Consider the following 1,627-nt stretch of genomic DNA (forward strand, 5'->3'; position numbering starts at 1 on the left):
TGTGGCTGCAAGGTTGAATTGTCCGCCGTGGTGCAAAGTAGAAATGTCACTTTCAGCGCTCTACGGCTCGAGGATCAGCCCCGATCTGAGCGGCTGATCCCGGTTGCAAGATCAGATCGGGGCGGGTGAGAACCATCCATTCGGCTTTAGCTTTGAGGCTATTCGAGCGATCCTTCACTTGGCAGCAGGTCGCGACAGCGCTTTCGCTCGCCGGGCAATCACCGCGGGATCGTTCATGTAGTCCGTGCGCCTTCCGGGCTTGCGACCTCTCGGCTTATAGCCATTTTTGTCGCTGTTGGTTTTGACGACCGGCGCCACCTGCTGGTCCTGGCGCTCCTTGACGTAAGCCAGGATATCACGGAGCCGCTTGTTCTCGGTGATTGCAGCATGCGTTACCCGCTGGTCCTTGTCGAACATCGTGTAGGGCAGGGAATACCCCTTCCAGCGCACTTCCAGACGACCGTCCGCATAGGCATAGGTCTCGACATACTGTCCGACGAGACCACGCGTCACTTCGGTTTCCTCCAGCATGATCCGCTTGCGTTCAAACGAGAACGTCAGCTGTGTGCCGACATAACGCTGCTCGCGCTTGCACAGGATCTCAGCCAACCGATCCGGCGCCAGATTCAGCGGCCGGTGTGAATCACCGGAACGGGCAGGGACGACCGAAAATCGAGCATTGTACCGGCTCATGAAACTCGCCAGAAACGCGTTGCCGGCCTCCATGTTATCGATCCTGGCCAGTCGCAGTGCCTTGACCAGGCGATCTTGCAATGTCCGGTTCATCCGTTCGACACGACCCTTGGCTTGGCTCGAATTTGCACAAAGAATCTCGATGTTTAGCTCGCAAAGCGCACGCCCGAACTGGGTCATCGCCTGGCCGCCCTTGGCATCCTTCTTGGCCACCCGGAACACCGAATGCTTGTCTGAATAAAATGCAATCGGAGCGCCATGTTCGCGCAGATATAGCGCCAGCGCTTCAAAGTACGAAAACGCACTTTCCGACCGCACAAACCGCAACTGCATCAACTTGCCGGTCGCATCGTCGATGAAGACCAATAACGAACATGGATCGCCCCGATCCTCGAACCACCGGTGGTCAGATCCGTCGATTTGCACAAGTTCGCCATAGGCCTCGCGCCGCAACCGTGGCTGATGAAACGTCCGACGCTGTTTGCGCGACAGCCAGATACCGGCGCCCAACATCCAACGGCGCAGTGTCTCGCGCGACACAAGCAATCCATCACGTTCAGCCAGCATCTCTGAAGCCATGGTCGGACCGAAATCCGCGTAACATTCCCGAACCAATGCCACTGCATAATCTCGAATGCCGTCGGTAATCCGGTTGTTCGATGGCCGGCCGATCGCCTTGTGCCGGATCGATGCTGCGCCGCCAGTGCGCATCCGATTCAACAGCCGGCGGACCTGGCGCGTGCTCACGTCGAGCACGTGCGCCGCCGAAACCATTGTCATGCGGCCAGCCGCTACCTTCGACAAAACCTCGATCCGCTGCAGATCACGCTCGCTCATCGCTATCAATCCCATCTGCTCGTCTCCGCGTTGCCTAACGCGGGGAGTGTGACACTCTAACTTTGCAGAAACAGGACATTTTAACTTTGCGGCTACA

The 1,627-nt window shown here is 57.8% G+C and carries 1 protein-coding gene; it reads right to left on the reverse strand.

Features of this window, described 5'->3' with window-relative positions; genetic code table 11:
• Window positions 1-174: 174 nt before the first annotated feature.
• Window positions 175-1,545, reverse strand: coding sequence for an ISNCY family transposase (locus tag E2F50_RS22785; protein WP_133318477.1), 1,371 nt, complete (start codon window positions 1,543-1,545; stop codon window positions 175-177).
• Window positions 1,546-1,627 lie beyond the last annotated feature (82 nt).

Origin of the sequence: Rhizobium deserti, from assembly GCF_004358025.1 — a bacterium.
GTDB classification, from domain to species: domain Bacteria; phylum Pseudomonadota; class Alphaproteobacteria; order Rhizobiales; family Rhizobiaceae; genus Neorhizobium; species Neorhizobium deserti.

Bases quoted from the DNA above. Each gene is read 5' to 3' on its own strand.
- E2F50_RS22785 (WP_133318477.1), bottom strand. From the start codon at position 1,545: ATGGGATTGATAGCGATGAGCGAGCGTGATCTGCAGCGGATCGAGGTT.